3 protein-coding genes are annotated in these 19455 nt (G+C 48.0%); all 3 read left to right on the forward strand.

What is annotated here, in order from left to right; genetic code table 11:
• The first annotated feature begins 15 nt into the window (after nt 1-15).
• Entirely contained in the window at nt 16-15168 is a 15153-nt protein-coding gene (locus tag QOL41_RS10365; RefSeq protein WP_283429694.1) for a calcium-binding protein, read from the forward strand.
• A gap of 114 nt (nt 15169-15282) precedes the next feature.
• A complete protein-coding gene (locus tag QOL41_RS10370; RefSeq protein ID WP_283429695.1) occupies nt 15283-17331 on the forward strand; it encodes a hypothetical protein in 2049 nt (682 codons plus the stop codon).
• The gene (locus tag QOL41_RS10375) at nt 17331-19274 is read left to right on the forward strand and encodes a preprotein translocase subunit SecA (RefSeq protein WP_283429696.1); all 1944 of its coding nucleotides are present in this window, start codon (nt 17331-17333) and stop codon (nt 19272-19274) included. The genes QOL41_RS10370 and QOL41_RS10375 overlap by 1 nt, the downstream gene beginning before the upstream one ends.
• The last annotated feature ends 181 nt before the right edge of the window (nt 19275-19455 follow it).

Consider the following 19455-nt stretch of genomic DNA (forward strand, 5'->3'; position numbering starts at 1 on the left):
ACCTAAGGGGTTTGTATGTCCAAGATGAATAAAGAGTCTAAAAAGAACGTTTGCAACAGTTATAGGGCGGAAGCTCTTGAACCTCGTTTGATGATGGATGCTACGGCAGATGACTGGAATCAGGAAGCACTCCAGTTGGATGTAAATGCCGCAAGTATATTTGTTTCGAGTTCAGACTATCAAAAATGGGCAAATACGAACATCCGCACCCTGTTTGTAGAGGATTCTTCTAAGAGAGAAGTTAGAGTTGCCAAAGCCGCTGACTTGATTGACGAAAATCAAGCTGCAAGCCTGTTGTCTTTAAATGCAAGCGATATTGCAAGTTTGAAGCAGGTTATGAGCTCTGCTTCCCAAATTGCTAAAAGTAGCTATAGACAAAGCTTGCTGAATACGGCTCCTTTTAATGGTATAAATGACCCGAATACAAGTGCCGAGGAAAAGCAGAGTCTAATAAATAGCCTTGATTCTGCTGTAAATCAGCATAAATTTAGTGCCGCTGAAATGGCTGTGTATTTGAATGCTTTGGCAAGTAGTTCTGGTTATGTTTTTGGTGTTGATACTGAATCTGATAGCCTTGTAGTCAGTATCGTAAAACATGAGATGGCTACGAACCCAGATATTGCTGCGAATGTGACTGGATTTGCAAATGTGGCAACAAACTTGCAGGGTGTAAATGTAGACGGGGGCCACAATGTTGACCGAAATGCCTCGTTCTCCGTAAAACTTGATGGAGCATCTAATCCAGAATACATTAATCAGACTGTTTCTGTTGCCGCTCATTTTAGACAATATACGCAGCAAGATGTTGATGACGAATCTGATTCTGAAAGAAAGGCCGAACTTGAAGCATTTCTTCAGGCAAATGGGAGTGTTCTCGAATACAAATCGATTGCCGATGTCGACGAGAGCGTGCCGGATTACTCTGTTGGATTGGGACTTTCTGCTGCTGGGGTAAATGAAATTTTCAAGGCAGACTTAGACTTCGATGTGGTTGAGTCGTCCCGTATTTCCGGGCTAGTTAGTTCGACTGGTGTGAAACTGGTTTGTGATGAAAATACTCACGTATGGTCCTGGGTGGGGGCTGCCGATGTCGAAAGTATTGAGCAGGCCACAATGGGGCTCATCTTGCATAAACTTTCTGACCTCTCTGCGTGGCTGAACCGAAATTCGTCTGTTACGCCAGATAATCCCGTACCGTTGCTGTATGATTCCTTTGCGGGGGTTCTTAGCCAAAATGCTACTGAGTATGCAAAACTGCCGACGCTTCTGAATAACCTTTTGAACAAGCCTCCTAAGTCGTTGCAAGAATTGCATGAAATAATGAAAAGTTATGTGGCGACCCCGATAGAATTGAACGGCGATGAACTCTTGCTTTCGTTCAAATTGAGTGTGCCACCGGGAGTTCCGCAAAATGTATCCATCGCTGTTGATGAGTTAAGTAGGCTTGGATTTACAGTAACAAGAAATGAGTCTCTTGCTTTGCTGACTAGTGCAATTCTGGAGTTTACTTTATCCATCGACTTGACCGCGCAAATGAGGGCGGATGGGACGACCTTCTTGAAAGATGTCGTAGCCGAAGAAAATATTCTTGATTTCTTTGGAAGGCAATCTGTTGCTGTTGACAACCGGTTTGACTTAAAGACCGATGGTGCGCTAGCATATTCTGATGCTCGTACTGGAATTAGCTTGTATGAAAATGTGTCGGCGACCGAAGGGTATATTGGCGGTTTTAGTCTTGCAATGCCCGCTAGTATTAATAAAGAATTTAAACTGGAATGGGATGCTTCGAGTGAGTCTTTTTATGCGAAAACCCAAGAGGAGTTGGTTTCTGCCATTCAGGCAACATTTATAGAAAATGGTGTGAACATTCATGTCTATAATGTTGGTGGCAAAATCTTCCTTGTAAAAAAAGGTGAATGTGATATAACAAGTGTCAAATTGGATTCTTCGGCCTTTACTTCGTGCTATGTGAAAGTTGTCGAAAATACACCTATTGATGTTAAGGGTGGAGACATTGTCCTCACTTTTGACGGCAATGTAGAAACGATAACAATTGGAACTTCCGATAATCTTGACCGTGAAACATTTGTTAGCCAAATAAATGAGAATTTGGCTGGAATTGATAACGGTATATTTAGTGCTTCGTTCAAAGACGGCTTGTTTGCGATTGAGCGCAAAGATAATATGTCGTTTGATGTGTCGGGGACATTCTTTAGCAACAACAACCTTTTTATTTCTGGAGTAACCTCAAAAATAAGTTCAGCCTTTTGCCTGAAAATTACCATTGAAAATACCTCTACCCCAGCTGAAGAATATTTTGTTGATTTGGCGTTGTGGTATAACGGTTTGCCCAAAACAGAACAGGCTAGCCTTTGTTTAAACGCGATTATTGCAAAAATATGTGAAATTTGCCAAAATAAGATAGTGTTTGATGGAACACGCCTTGTTGGCGCTGATGGCTGCAATCTTGTTTCCGTGGAAGTGGTTGGGGGAACACTTGGTTCAGTTCTTGGTTTGGTGGGCAGGGCGGACGACGGAGCCCGTTTCGAACTGGATGCTTTGCTTTTGAGTGCCCTTGATGCCGCCAAGTATAAAAAATTTGACCTTGTGTTGGAAAATAGACTCACAGGTGATGTGGATATTGATGCCCGCGTGGGAATGCTTGGAGAGCATTTCTCTGCAAACGGCGTGAATATGGGGCATCAGCTGGAATTGAAGTATGACGATACAAAGGGACTTGCGCAACTGCCTGATACCGATGTAATTGCAATACATCAGAGTATAGCGACGCTTGCTACCGATTTTGAAAATGCATATAACACGCTGACAACTTGCTTGGACAAGGTCTTTGACGGAACGGCCTTGACTACAACCAATATAAGTAGTTATGTTGATTTGCTATCGTCAATCGATGGCTTTGTTAATGCCACAAGGGGTCTGGGTAACCGAATTGAAAATGTATGGAATTATGTCAATCAACAATACGGGAGTATTGTAGCGGGGTATGAAAACCAGAAAAAAGGAGTGCTAGATGATGTTAGTGACATTCTAGGAGAAATACCTTGTGGATATAGTTCTGTTTTTTTGGAGTTTACGAATAATCCTGCTGCTGCGTTGGAAAAAATTGTTGTGATGCTGCAAAATTTGGATGAATGTAGGGATGTCTTAGAACACATTTTCACTTCATCAGTTTCAACATTTGTCCAATCAATAAAGACTCTTTTCTCCGATATTTCTTCTTCAATTGAGACATTTCTTGGTGTTAGTAACTGGAGGGTTACTAAGACGCCTTTATTGGGAACGACAAATTCCATCACAATTAATTCTGATGGAACAGATAAATTTAATCTAGGTAGTTTTGGACTAGTAAACAATGTTGTTGCCGTCAATGATACGATACAGAATTTGAACGGTGATTTATCCGTTGCAACAGCCCTGAATTGGGATGTTACAAATGTTTCTGAGGAAGCGCTAAAAACGTGGAACGGAGTTGAACTTGGCAGTGCAATGAAAACGGCTGCTTCTGTTTTTGCGAAAAATTTACTGGGGTATAATACGGAAGGAAATCCCGTTGTTGGAAACTCCCTTTTTGATAAATCGGATATTCTCACTGCAGAAATTCCCTTTATAGGAAAGTCGATTGCTGATTTGTGCGGCTTCAGTGCCAAACTAGATGAATTCCGTCGTGTGCTAGCAAGTGTCAATGGACTCACTGTCCAGGATTTTGCGACCCAGTTGCTGGACAGAATTGGCATGTCTGTTTCGAACCTGAAGGTATTGCAGGTTGCGGAAGGTGAGGAACAAAAACACCGCATCCAGATGGATTTTGTCTGGAAGTACGAAGTCAAGAATGGAAAGTTTGTCCTAAATGACATCGGCTCGAATGAAGTTCATATTGGGGGAGCCTTGGATGTAAATCTCAATGTTTCTTTTGCTTTCCAGATTAGTATGGTGCTGGAATATGATCCGACTGTCGATGGAAAGGTAAAGGTGAATTTTATTCCCGTCGAAATAAATGGTACTGCACAGAAACTGATTGATGCTACTGCCAGCATCGAAAAAAATCCGCTGGCAGGGGACCTGCATCTGTATATAGGCGACTTGCGGGCCCCGCTGGTAGAAATTGTTGAGGGAAGTAACATCTTCCTAAATTTTTCGTGTGGTGTGAATCTTAATGAAAATGAGAGTGTATTCGGTTTGTCAGTTGACAATGCGAATGTAAATGCCCAAGGAAAAATAAATCTAAGTGTACTGGGGCAAAAAGCCGGCTATATTGAAATTGGTTGTGGTGAAAACGGAACAGGTTCAGTTGATTTAAAAACAGATGCGGTCTCTAAACTTGTTCCGAGTGTAGGAATTTTATCTAACCCTGTCGGTAAAACCGGTTTGTGGGTGGATGCTACCCAGGTGAATATTGATTTCAATGTAACATCCCTTTTTGAACAGGTTCGGCTTGTGTCCGATGGCTTGTCACAAGTTCTTCGTCGTGCAATCAGCGGTATTAACAAGGAAGTTTTGCGTGATTCTGTGCGTAATATCCCTTTTATTGGGGACAGAATTGTAGGAATTGCGGATAGTCTTACAAAACTGGATGAGTCCTTTATAGAACCGTTTAGAAATTTTGTGAACAAGGCGCAAAATTTGAATGCCGAAATGGTGGCTTTCAAACTTTACAACTTGTTGAAGGGTGCTAATATACTTGGGGAATTAGAAGATTGTTCCAACGATTCTGACACGGAATTGGAACAATACAAGTGGGCCGGCATGTTTTTCAATAAGTTCTATAATGGAATTCAGTATTATGAAAACACTGATGAGGCCTACTGGCGTATTAGAATTTGTGGAAACTATGATCTAGATCCTGATGCTGATTTTGATCTCGGCTTCCCAGGGCTCGGTTTGCGCTCTGAAGGAGGACTTAGGATTTCTCTTACATGGAGCCTTGATATCGGATTTGGAATTTCGAAGGATAAAGGCGCATTTTTGTTGCTTGACGACGGTAATGACTTTAAAGTTACGCTGAACGTGAATACGAAGAATGACTTTGAGGTTGATGGAACGCTCGGGTTCATGAAAATGAAATTGCGCGATGAATCTGAAAATGGTTTAGAAGGTGGATTTGGAGTTGAACTGAATGTTGATTTGAATGAAGGCAAGAGAAAACAAGTCGACGTTCACAATGTTGGTTCGGGAATTTCCGTGAAAGCGGAAATAGATGCTGAACTTCAGAAGACATGGGAGCTTACACTTTCGGCAGGAAAAATGTTCCCTGAATTGGATGTGGACATTTACATTGACTGGTCTGCCAAGACGGGGGCTGCTTCGAATGGTTTGAATGAACTCTCGTTCAAGAAAGTGAAATTCAAGGGCGGGTCATTCATCAACAAAACTCTTGCTCCGGTGCTGAAAAATATACAGAAGGTCATTGAACCTATTCAGCCTCTTATTAAATTCCTTCAATCTGAAATACCAGTGTTGAATAAGTTGCCTGCCGGTAAAGTGCATATAACCGTGCTGGACTTAATAAAAATGTATGGTTCCAAGAATGATATGGATTTCGGATTTATCGATGACATTGTTAAACTGAATAATCTGGTGCAACAGTTCGGTAACGGAACAAATGAAGACCTTATTGTGGAATTGCCTGACTTTGTACTGTGGAAAGAAAATTCCTATACGGGTACGGAACGTAGTGTTAGAGAAAATGCAAATAATGCTTCTCTAGATTTCCTTTCTGGTGCTAGCAAGAATATTGATGCCTATGTTCAGCAGTTGCGTGAAACATTTACACTAGGCGGCAATTCAATTTCAATTAGAGGCTTGGAAGAATTTGCAAATGCATTGAACGGCTTTGATTTGCCTAATTTTGACTCGACTACTGGGGCTATGTCTACATCGTCGCTATCGGTTAATGGCGGTAGGGGGTGGGCTTTCCCTATACTCGAAAATCCGTTGACTGAAATTGGGGGGCTTCTTTTCGGGCGCGATGCCACGCTTGTCACTTACAATATGTCGCCCCTCAAGTTTGATTTCGACTGGAAAAATAGTTATCCGATTGTTGGCCCTCTATGTGCTGATATCGGTTTTAATTTTGGTGTTTGTATCGACTTGACATTCGGTTACGATACTCATGGACTAAGCCGCTGGAAGGATAGCGGCTACAAGAACATGGGCCTATTACTTGACGGGTTCTACATTGCCGACTGGAACGAAAACGGCAAGGATACAGCCGAGGTGATATTCCATTCTGGTGTTGTGGCCGGGGCGAGCGTTGCCGGTCGCGCGGGTATCAATGTAGGATTGAACTTTGATGTAAATCTTGATTTCAATGACCCGAATAATGACGGCAAACTCCGTATGGGTGAACTTGCTGACATGTGGGAATTGAATCCAATTTACATATTCGATGCATCGGCGACTATTGATGCAGAGGCCTATGCCTACCTGGATTACTTTTTCGGTCGTAAAAAATGGACCTTGTGGAGCAGCGGAGCCTTCGAATTGTTCGATACAGCGTCTAAATCGGGAAAGTCCGATAATCCTGTCCTTGTTTCAGACAATGGCGATTACCTTGTTGTAAATGTAGGTGAGTATGCGTCTAACCGTGTCCACGAAAATCTTGCTGATGGTAATGACGATGTGACGATTACATTTACCGGCGCAAGAAAGGGGACTGTTTCTTGGAATAACTCCGAGGCATATGATTTTGACTTGGACAAAGAACCGGATAAACCCTTGAAGGGAATCTGTGTTTATGCCGGTCAGGGCAAGGATAATATAACGATTACATCGGGTGTTTTGGAGATTGAAGCTGATGTCATTGTTTATGGTGGGGATGGAGATGATGTTATCAATGCTTCTAGTTTGAAGCTGGCAGAAGGCTTTAATGCTATGCTGGTGGGCGGTATAGGTATTGACCGCATAACCGGAGCTGTGGGTAGCGGAAATAATTTTATTTTCGGCGAAACCGGCCGCTATGTAATGGACAAGAATAAGAAGAATGTACTTCTTGCAGAAACTCTTCCTGCTGACGGAGACGTTTCGGGAAATGTCTTGACTGGAGGCTCTGGTAAGAATTTTGTCTTTGGAGGCGAAGGAGCGGATATAATCTATGCCGGAACAGGCTTGAATTATTTGTTCGGTGACCGGGGGCGCATTGAAATAAGCGCAGCGGATTTGCCTGTGGCAAGTCGCTACGACCTGTTCGACGAAGGTGAAGACGACCTGATATACGGAAGTGATGGTGATGACCATATTTATGGTGGTGCCGGTAACGACTGGATTGAAGGTTTTGCTGGAAATGATGAAATTATTGCAGGTCAGGGCAATGATATCGTATTTGGAGGCAATGGCATCGATACGATTCATGGTGGCGACGGAGATGACTTAATATTCGGTGATACTCCTTACAATTCTAATATGGTTATTGCGACCGATGAAGGTGGAATTCTGCCGTATGTCTACGTTTCCAAGGAATTCAAGAAAGGTTCGCATCCATTATTTGATCCGAATAATGAAATTGCATTGAGAACACCTGAGGAACATTACATAAGTACGCTTTCCCAATATGGTGCAACTTTGAAATCTAGCTCAGGGATGCTGTCCAACAGCACTGATTTCATTTATGGTGAGAATGGCTCCGATGTAATTTTTGGTGATGATGGAAAAAATAATGTTGACTTGCTGGAAAACGAAGTGCTTTCTGGCGGTAACGATGTGATAGATGGCGGTGCCGATAATGATTTTATTGACGGTGATGCCGGTGATGACCGTATAATGGGTGGTTCTGGTGAAGATATCCTTTACGGTGGTCAGGGGAATGATACCCTTGAGGGTGGTGCCGGAAATGATATCGTGTTTGGTGATGACGGTTGGGCTGGGTATAATGCTGGGGCTTTAAGCGCCTCTGCAAATTGGTTCGGGACAGAAGGCCAAAATAATAAGCTTGTCTTTGGTGAAACAGTTAAATCTTTCCTAGACAATTTCAAAATAGATTTCAACGCCTTGGCAGAAACTGTTGGTGGAAATGATTCCATTATTGCTGGCAATGGTTCCGATATCGTTGACGGCCAAAGTGGTGATGACCTTTATGAAATTAATTTTATGGGAAGTTATAATAGGGCATATACCAATATCATTGAATCGGGTGTTGATATCAACGATATTTTAACCGTAAATGGAACTTTAGAAGCCGATGATGTTCTTGTTCGTCGATCAGAACCGAATGAAATAAATGCTTCAACTAATGCCAAATTGGGTTTTGTTGCACTTTTGCCAGATGAGGAAGAACTATCGCCAACAGATAATCCGAAAGCAGAAAAAAGCCAAATTGAAAGAATCAATTTCTGGAATGTTCGCAATAATGGAGGCGTTGAGAAATTGAATCTTAATACGGGTGCTGGAAAAGACAATATAACGATAGATGGAACTCTAACTGCTATTGCTGTTGATGCCGGTGCAGGAAATGATACAATAAATGTCGGCCAACTTTTCCAAACAGGTCGTTTGCCGAATGAAGAAAATAATATTCAGCAACTAGATGGTTTCGCTACAACGCTAACAACACAAGGGTATTTAAGTAATGGCGTTGAACATTCGACAAGTATTTATGGAGGCTCTGGAGATGATACCTTCAATATGTTGCATACTAGTGCCGCCATATCACTTTCTGGCGGTACGGGTGACGACACATTTAATGTTGCAACATTCCAAAAGGCCGATGCTGAAGGTAATCCTGATGGCATAGTGCAAAATGCTCCTGTTACACTTCTTGGCGGTGCCGGCAACGATACGATGAGTGTTGCCGGAACGGAAGCTGACGATACCTTTGTGATTTCAGAGGGCTCGATACAGTCTTCCGGTGTAAATCTACAGGCCGTGAGCATAGAAAATCAAAATGCTTATGGTGGTGCTGGAGATGATGAATTTTACGTACTAGACACTCTTGAAAACTCTGTTGTTTATCTAAACGGGAATGAAGGTAACGATAGTTTCTATAATGGCGGTTCGCAGAGTGATTTGCCTTATATTATGGTTGATAACATTGACTATAAGGGACATAGTGGGATAATTTCTCATACGGTTGAATCAAATACGGACAAATATCGTCAGAAAAAAACAGATTCGATAGCTGTAAATATCCGGGACAACGACATTTATGCTGCTGAAACTCGGACTGTTGTTGATATTCTCTTTACAGATGAACAAGGCAATTTAGTTTCTGAACCCCATGCCGTTATCAGGGAGGGGAATGGTGTAACGACTGTTTATGGAATTAAACTCTCTCGCGCCCCAGCGCAAGGAGAAGAAATTGCCATTACAGTCTATGCGCCAGAGATGCCTAATGACAGTTTTGCAAAGGCCGAACGTGGTGTCTTCTTAGTTGATGCTGACGGTGCTCTAGCAAGTTCGGTAACACTAAGATTTAATTCAACAAATTACAATTGTGCTCAGTTTGTCAGATTGATTGCTTTGTCTGATAATATTCGCGAAGGAGACGATCATATTGCTTTGTTGCATGGTGTTGCTTGTGAACCGACAACAAAAGTGAATCCGTGCCGAAACGTTATTCTATTCCTGGAAGATGATCGTAAAACAGAACGTTTTGATGAATCAGGAAACTCGATTGATTTAAATAGAAATGCATTTACAGAAACTCTAACAAGAACTATCTCTCAGGATGAAGCGGATAATAAATCTTTTACTATAGGCCTACATTCGTCTGCTGTAGTTGAAGATTTTTATGTCTGGTATGAAGGGATGCCCGATGATATTGAATTTGAATATCATATGGCGCAAAATGCTTTGACAGTAAGATGGGTTAACAATGCTATTCCCGCAGGGACAACATTGTTTGTCAATTACACCGCTTTGTCGATGCAGTTAGACAACACAAGCTATGTTAATCTTAAGTATGAAACTGATAACTTGGGTTATTTAGTTTTGGGTACTGATTACTCAACGACTACATTAAATCCTTATACAAATGATTCGGTAGATGGATTCTCTTATAGCCTTAACGACGGCAATTCTGAATTGACTTTGAATGCGTGGGATTCTAGTAAACCCGGCTTTGTTCTTTGCTGGATAAAGGAATGCTTGGATTATAACGAAGAGACCAATTCTTTAGAACTCAAGTCTAATATTTATGGTGTATCTGAGTTGCAAATACAGTTGTCAGACCACGTAACATCATATGATTTGACTTATGAAGAATCTTATAACCATAGCCATTATTTTAAGCAAATAGACAATACTATTAAAATATTCGATGAAAACAATCTTGACGTTACATCTCAATTCGATGGTGCAACATTGTTGTATCGTGCAGCTTATTGGGTTGGTGGAACAGATGGAAAAATCACTCCCGAAAATGCAGTGTTTTTTGTAGATGAGAATCGTTCGGTTGATTTCCTTGTGGGTGAAGACCATGTTATTTCTAGTAATCGAGTGGCTGATGGAAATGGAGGCTATTCGGAAGAAGGCTATTTTTATAGAATTGAAGGAAGTCAGGTTATAATCTGTTCTAATAAAACAGGTTTGCCTGTAACGGTGTCTGGTTGCTTGAGTGTTGCTCAAAGAAAGCAAATAAATGTTACAGATGAAAAATACGCTTGGGAATCTTTGAGTGCGGCTAATTTTAGCGAACTTGGTTCCAAGGAGAATCCTGATTCTACATGTGGAAAAGTCGTTATTTCGCAAACGAATGGCTCTACAGATGTTGAAGAAGGCGACGGTGTTGACACTTATGCCATTAGCCTAGATGGTGAAGACCTTGTAGGCACTGAAACTGTCAAAGTTACCATTAATACAGTTTTGACACCATATTATAGGGAGGGAGATAAACAATCTCCTGAAAATCTAAGGTATACTAAACAAATAGAAATACGACGCATTGTGTATATTGAAGAAAATGCTGAATCAGAAATTTTCTCGATTACAAATGCAACAACAGGAAATACGGCTTTTGATGAAATTTATGTTGAGTTCACAAAAGACCGTTGTAAAGGGTATTTTCTTGTGACTGTTGGGGCAATCGATGATGATGTTGCCGAAAGCGACAATCCAACGTTGGTGCCTATTGGTGAAAGAACTATAGAAAATATTTTGGGAGAAGTGTTAGAAGATGGCGCCGGGTATAAACCGGAATCAATCGGTGAATCTGTATCTATGCTGCGGTATGTTATTCCTTCGAATGAACATCCTGATGATGCTGCGGAGAATGATGTTAAGACGATTGAGGGGGATTCTTCTACTAGTGAAGAGGACTCTTTCGACGAAACACGAAGTGTTGACCGAATTTTTGTGAACAATATGGATAATCCTTACGATGCCCAAAGTTCAACAAAAGCCTTGATTGATTCTAAAACTGATTCTGCGTCTGTAAGCAATCCGAAGGTAATTTTGTCAGAAGATGCTTTGCTTGCGTCCGATTCAGAATCGATTCATTTTGAACATACTGATCAAAAGCATATAAACACGTCCGAGGATGTAAAGAAGAATATTGCTTTTGGCAATATGGAATATGGAGAAATTAACCTGGGTACGGGCGCGGACACGGTGGATATCTACAAGTCCATCTACCGCGAGGACGGATTCCAGACCTTTACTGTGATGAACAGCGGCGAAGGTGGCGACACGATTAATGTCCACAGTTACCAGAATGGTGAAGATGACCAATTGGTGATCAACGCTGGCGAGGGCAACGACACCGTGGATGCTTCCGGCGAGGACGTAACCAAGGAAGGCCTTATCGTGTTCGGTGGCCTTGGTGATGACACCATTGACATAGGCAGCGACAGTTCCCTTGTCTTCGGCGACCGTGGCCAGGTGCTGTATCATGACGAGAATGGCAATGTGGTGACGCGCCTTGGCGACGACGGCTCGGGAGTGACGGTAAAGGGTGAAGGAAATACCTATACGCCGAGCGAAAACGGTTCCGACTATGCTACAGGCAAGAACAAGGATTCCGAAGCCTACTGGCAGACCGACGGTGTTCGCCGCGGCCCGAGCATTGCCCGCACGGTGACGGAAAACCAGGGCGGGAACGACGTGATAACCCTTGCCGACGGCAGGAATGTCGTTTTCGGCGGGGTTAACGCAACACGAACCGTTCCTGCGGATATTAGCGAGCACGAAAACGAGAATGAAGTCATTTCGACTGGCGATGGCAACGACCTTGTATTCGGTGATGACGGCTATGCCACTTTTGGCGGTCATGCCGCCCTGGCGGAAGCCCTTGAACAGGAGAATGTTCCCGAAACCCGCACCGAGGCAACGCTCTCGTTCAACTTCATGGGTGCCTCGCAGACGGGGCTTTCTTCGGAAGATGTTGCGGGTGCGGCAGATTTCGCGAAGGCGAACTGGAACAATGTGGGCGGTAGCCTCGCCGGGACCTACGGCAACGATGACCGCGAGATTGTGCGCTTTGACGACAACACCCGCGCAAGCGCCGTGAGCGTAAGCTACGGCGGCATCGAGAGCCACCGCAATACGAGCACCGACAACCGTATCAACCTGCAGGCCTACGGCCACAACTTCGCGAACGCCTCTACCGATGCCGATGCGACACTCATGAACAGCGGCTACATGACGACCGCCCCTGGCAACCAGTGCGACAACAGGCTCGAAGTCGCCGTAGACGGCCTAGCTCAGTACTTTACCGACTATCACGTGGCCGTTTACCTAGACATGCCCGACGCGAACTCCTGGGAAGGCCAGAGCATCCGCAAGGTGAGCCTGTATGTAGGGAATTCGACAGTTGCCCTGCAGAGCTTCTACGTGAACGACTGCGCCGGTTCCAACTTCAACGGCACCTACAAGCGTTCCGAATATACCAGCGCCGAGGACATTCTGGCAGACCTTGCGCACAATGCGGCGGTTCTCTCTGGAGAATTGACGGGCGATGATGCCGTGCTGATAGACACCACGGGCAACTACGTGGTGTTCGAGGTTCCAGCGGGTGTTGCCGCCGACAACTTCCGCGTGATTATCGAGGACGGCTACACGCTCGACAACATCAACGGCAAGGACATTCCGGGCATAGCCGCCATCCAGGTGAAGGGAACCCTCCACGCGCAGGATGTGGCCGCCTCTACCGACATTGCCCATGGCGGAGCCGACACGGTTTACACTTCCGGTGGCGACGATATCGTGGTGGGTGGCACGGGTGGCGACACCTTGACGACCTACGGCGACGAGCGCTACGGCATCTACGACAACGATGTTGTGTTCGGCGACAATGCCAAGATGGTGTTCACCGACCGCGACAGCTCCGAGGCCACGGCCTCTACGCTATCGCTTGCCGAGTCGCTTGATTCACGCACGGTGGCGGGCGACTACAACGACCATATTTACACGGGTAACGGCAACGATGTTGTGGTAGGCGGCCAGGGGGCCGACCACATCGAATCCGGCGCGACAGCCGCCGCAGAAACGATGCTCGACGGAATCCAGGTGGCATCGTTCAACTTTACCCGCGAGAACGCGACCGCAAGCGAGATAGTCGCTCCTGGTGATTATATCCCTGTGCTTGATGAAAATAATCAACCCGTTTATGAAAACGACAAACAGGTGTTCGACTTTATCCCGCACGAGACGGCGGGTGTTGTCGCGGATAACGACTGGACGAACCTCTACATAAAGAACAACGGCCTGCATGTCGTTGGCGAGAACTACACCAACGACCCCGTGACGCACGACGGCATAGGCATTTCACTTGTTGCCTACGATACTGCCGTGGGCGACGGAACGCAGAACTCGAGCCTGATGCCGAAGGATGATGCCCAGCTTGACGGCGACACCTCGAACTCCAAGCTGTTCAACGCCTACTATGCGGCCCAACAGCAGCAGGAAATCAAGCTCACGCTTACGAACCTTGATTCCTTCGCGGACGGTGCACCCTGCGATGTGTATGTGTACCTCGGCGGCGACCAGCAGAACACGGACACCTACAACTACCTGTTCGATGTATGGGGCCACCAGGTGGGCGGTGCTACGCCCGACCAGCACTACTACCTGAACGACTGGACCGGTAGCCATTTCGACGGCGACTACCGCCTTGTGGAATGCGCAACCGCCCCGACTGCCGATGAACTGCTTTCGCAGGTTGCGCCCGACATGCGCCTGGTTGGCAACTACGTGGTGTTCCACGGTGTGAGCTCCTCGACTTTCGAGGTGCGAATCCGCAACTTGTTCACCGACACGAACCAGTGGCCGCTGAACCTGCCCGTGATAACTGCCGTGCAGGTGGTGGCGGGCGAGAACCGCGAAGAGGATATCGCCGTGGGCGGCGACCACGACAAGGACCTGGTCTTTGGTGACGACGCCCGCGTGACTTTCGATATAGACACGCCGTTCGCCCGCAACGAGAACCTGGCCGACTACGCGAACCGCGCCATCGAGGCCGAGAGCATGTATTATGACGGCGCGGCAGTGGAAATCCCGCTGGACGAGAACGACGAACCTGTCGAGACGGGCGACACCATCTTGACGGGCAAGGACCGCGACGTGATTGTCGGCGGCGACTTCGGCGATACGATTACCATGGGCGATGGCGACGACGTTGCCCTTGGCGACAACGCCTCGATAATCCTCGAACACAACAACCCCGTGGGCGTGTTCGCCCCCAGCGTGGAAATCATGCTGGAACAGCATACGGTGACGACATCGACGCCCGAGGTTTTCCTGGGCAACAACGATGCCGACGCCGATGACATCCAGGACAAGTTCGAGGATGGCGATGTGCTGGGCGTCACCCCGGAAACCTCCGAGAACGGGGCGACCGACACCTTTACGGACACGACCGACAAGGACTGGACCATACAGCAGGAAGTGACTCCGGGCACGATTTCGCAGACGATTGACATTTCTTCTGGTGCCCAAGTGGTAAACTTTGCCGAGGGCGAGACGGTGTTGCTGGTAAGCGACACCTGGCCCGGCAACCAGTGGTGGCACCCGAATATCGTGATGGTCGCCGATGGTCAGGGCCATAGCGTTCCCGCTCTCGAGTGGAAATGGGACGTGAACGGCACTACCATGACGGCTACCACGCAGCCGGGTTACTACTTCACCGTGGATATACCCGACACACCCAATGGCGATAACCGCTACGAAATCCGCGTGACTGCACTCACCGCAGGCACCGCCGTGATTTCTATCGGGGCCTAAGAAGTGATACAGGACCGTCAGCGCAAGATTTTCCACGAGTCGTGGTACCGCCTTGCGGGGAGCCGTATAGCTCTCCGTTCGAGCGTCCGCATTCACCGCCAGATATATCGGGGCGTGTTGTGGTATGTGCTCTACGAGCCGTTCACGAATCAGTATTTTCGTCTGCCGCAGGGGGCCTATTCCTTTGTTTCTCGACTTTCCGTGAGTAGGACCGTGGGCGAGATTTGGAACAGCATGCTGGAAAGCGGCGAGGGCGACATCCCGGGCCAGGGCGAAGTCATCGAGATGCTCGCGCAGCTTTACCAGGCGAACATGCTGCTTTATGACGGCGTGGAAGATGGCACGAAACTTTTCGACCGCGACAAGAAAAAGACCCGCAAGAAGGTCAAGTCCACCTTGCTCAATATCTTTTTCCTGCGAATACCGGTATTCGACCCCGACCCGCTCCTGAACCGTTTACGGTGGCTAATCCGCATCCTGCTCAGTACGCCGATGATGCTGGTGTGGCTTGCGACGGTCATTGTCGCCGTCAAGTACGGTGTCGAGAACTTCGACGCACTCAAGGACCAGAGCGCGGGGTTCCTGGCTCCGTCGAACATTGGCTGGGTGTACATGTGTACCGTGTTCGTGAAGCTGTTCCACGAGTTCGGGCATGCGAGCGTCGTCAAGAAATATGGCGGCGAGGTCCACACGCTGGGCGTGATGTTCATGCTCCTTGCGCCGCTGCCGTATGTAGATGCCACGGCGAGCTGGTCTTTCCGCAAGAAGCGGCACCGTGCCTTTGTGGGGGCCGCGGGAATGCTTTTCGAGTTCTTTATAGCCTCGGTGGCGCTCATACTCTGGGCGAACCTGGGCGGCGGCACGGCCCGCGCGCTCTGCTACAACGTGTTCATCATCTGCTCGGTCTCTACGGTGCTGTTCAACGTGAACCCGCTCATGCGCTTTGACGGCTACTACATATTGACCGACCTGCTGGACATGCCGAACCTGCAACAGCATTCCGTACGGCATCTGCAGTACCTTCTGGAACGATATGCCTTCCGTAAGCGCGACGCGGAACCGGTCGCCTTCAGGGCGGGCGAGAAGGTGATATACACGGTTTACGGGATATCCAGCGCTGTCTACAGGTTTTTCCTCTTTGCGGGGTTCATCGTCGCCATATCGGCGCATTACCTGATACTTTCGTTTGTCATGGGCGTGCTGCTTTGCCTTACCATGGTGGTTATTCCGGTAGGCAAATTTTTCAGGTATGTCTTTTGGGGGCCGGGGCTTTCGCAGGTCCGTAACCGTGCGGCAGTCTTGACGGTAGCCTTTTTCGCCCTGCTGTTTGCGGCGCTGTTCTACTTGCCCGTTCCCGATACGTTTACGGCCCCGGGCGTACTGGAAGCCCGCCATTACGAGAACACCATAGCGAACGAGGGCGGCTTTGCCACCAGGCTATACCGCGAAAGCTACAGTGCGGTAAGGAAGGGCGACACGCTCGTGCTCCTGGAGAATCTGGAAATCAAGTATGCCGCCGAGGCGAAGCGTTCCGAAATACAGGAAGCGCGGCAGATGTATTACCGTGCACTGAACGAGGCCCCCGAGGACATGCACCCGCTCGAAAAGCGGCTTTCGGTATTGAAGCAGGAACTCGAGGAACTCGAAAGGAGCGAGAGCGAACTTGCACTTGTCGCGGGGATGGACGGAATCTGGAGTGCGCCCGGCATCGAGGACTATCAGGGGCGCTGGGTAGGCAAGGGCGATTCGCTGGGCATCTTGCTTGATACGACCGCGTTCGATTTTTTGGCAGTGGTAAACCAGGAAGATGGCGCAAGGTTGTTTACGGACAAGCCCGTTCGCGCGTCGGTGCGCCTGCACGGCGATGTATTTAAGGAATTGAAGGTTGTCTCTGCCATGGCTATCCCCAGTGCGCAAGACCGCTTGCCCTCGAATGCGCTGGGTTGGCTCGGGGGTGGGGAAGTCGAGACGAAGAGCGACGGGTATTCGGAACAGACGGCGGAACCCGTTTACCTTGTAAGGGCCGAGATGCCCGATTCGATGGATGTTCGCCGTCTGCACGGAAGGACGGGCAAGATTCGTATTCAGCTTGGCTATGCTCCCTTGGCCGTCCAGGGGATACGCAAGGTACGGCAGGCGTTGCAAAAGTATTATAAGATGTGATGGACTTGACTGGCGACTACAGGCTTACTTCGTTGAAACGCGTGGAGAAGATTCCCGTGGGTATTGACGCCTTTGTTTTCAGGCTGGTCGGCCGTTTCAAGAGTCGTCGTTCCGTTATCAGGCGTATTCTGCGGACCGCACGGAAAATAGACAGCCTTGGCCGCAGTCTTTCGGAAAAGTCTGACGCCGAGCTGAAAGGGCGGATAGAAGGGCTTGCCGCCCTGCTCAAGCGCCCCGTCAAGGACTCGACTCTTTGCGAGGCATTCGCGTTGATGCAGGAGGCCGCTTTCCGGACGATGGGGTATAGGCCTTATGTGGAGCAGATTGCGGGTGCCCTTTGCCTTTATCGTGGCTATATCGCCGAGATGTCCACCGGCGAGGGCAAGACGATTACCGCCGCCATGTGTGCCGCGGTGCGCGGCTTGTCGGGTATGCCGTGCCATGTGATAACCGCCAATGATTACCTGGCAAGCCGCGACGCGCAGATAATGAAGCCGCTGTTTGACTATTGTGGCCTTACCGTGGGAGCCGTGACCGGTGCGATGAAGCCGGAAGAACGAAGGGCGGGCTATGCCGCCGCGATTACCTACTCTACGGCGAAGGAAGTGCTGGCCGACTTCTTGCGGGACCGTATCGCTATGGGGAAGATGCAGAACTTTTCGAAGCGGCTTCTGGACCGTTTTAGCTTGCAGGGCGGGGAGTTCGGCAGGGGAGTGGTGCAGCGGGGGCTATGCACCGCCATTGTCGATGAGGCTGATAACGTGTTGATTGACGAGGCCGTGACCCCGTTGATTATTTCTAGGGAAAACAAGAACGAGGGCTTTAACGAAAGCTGTAGGCAGGCCTACGAACTTTCGGGAAAGTTGCAGGAAGGAATCGACTTCCTTGTCGATGGCAAGTTGCGCACAATCCATTTCTTGACGGACATGGACGAATGGCTAGAAGGCCCCGCGTCGAGCGGCTTTTCAAAGGCTGCATTCCTGAAGAACCTGGTTCGCCAGGCGCTGACGGCGCGGTACCTTTTTGTAGCCGGTCGCCAGTATGTCGTGGAAGAGGGTAAGGTCGTAATCGTGGACGAGTCCACGGGCCGCAAGATGCCCATGCGTTCCTGGAACGGCGGGCTTCACCAGATGATAGAACTGAAGGAAGGGTTGGAACTTTCGGGGCTCAAGGAAACTGAGGCCCGAATGAGTTTCCAGCGATTCTTTAGGCTGTACAAGAATTTCTCGGGTATGACGGGGACCGGTAAGGAGGCCCTCGGTGAATTCTGGACTATTTACGGGTCCCCGGTCCTCTGCGTCCCGAACCATCGCCGCTGTCTTCGCAAGATTTCCATGCTCAGGATTTTCTCTACAAAGGAAAGCAAGCGAGTCGCCATAGTCCGTGAAGTGATGAATGTCCATGCGACGGGCCGCCCCGTGCTTATTGGGACGAAGGATATAGACGAGAGCGAAACGCTGGCCGAAATGATTACGGCTCTCGGGCTTGAATGCCGCGTCATAAATGCCGTGCGTAGCGACGACGAGGCCGCGATCATTGAACGTGCCGGACGCCTGGGCGCGATAACTGTCGCGACAAACATGGCCGGGCGTGGCACGGATATCAAGATACCGGACAAGGTAAAGAAACTTGGTGGACTGCACGTGATTGCCACGGAATGTAACCCGTCGTCCAGAATCGACCGGCAGTTGTTCGGGCGCGCCGCAAGGCAGGGCGACCCCGGCAGCGCAAGCCACTACGCAAGTTTCGAGGATGATGTGCTGCGCCGGAACCTGCCGGGACCGCTGTGGACCCTTATGCGGCATCTCGGACGGCTCTCTGCGCTCGCCGTGAGGTGGGCGCAGTATTCGGCGGGCAGAAAAGCGATGAAAAGTCGCCTTTCGGTGCAGCGGACAGACACCTGGCTGGAAGATTCTCTCGGCTTCAGTGGGAACGGCGTGTAGGACTGTGTAGAATCTACACATCGCCGTGACACAACTTTTACAAAAAATAATGCAACCCAGACAAAGTTTTTAGTTAGTTTGTACTCAATTACACTTTGTCCTTAATTTTTGTTTTTTCGTCGGAAACGGGCATTTTGGGTGATACGCTTTTGAAATTTTGGCGGTATCTTTGAAGACAAGG

Origin of the sequence: Fibrobacter sp. UWB10 (assembly GCF_900182935.1) — a bacterium.
In the GTDB taxonomy this organism is placed as follows: Bacteria; Fibrobacterota; Fibrobacteria; order Fibrobacterales; family Fibrobacteraceae; genus Fibrobacter; species Fibrobacter succinogenes_O.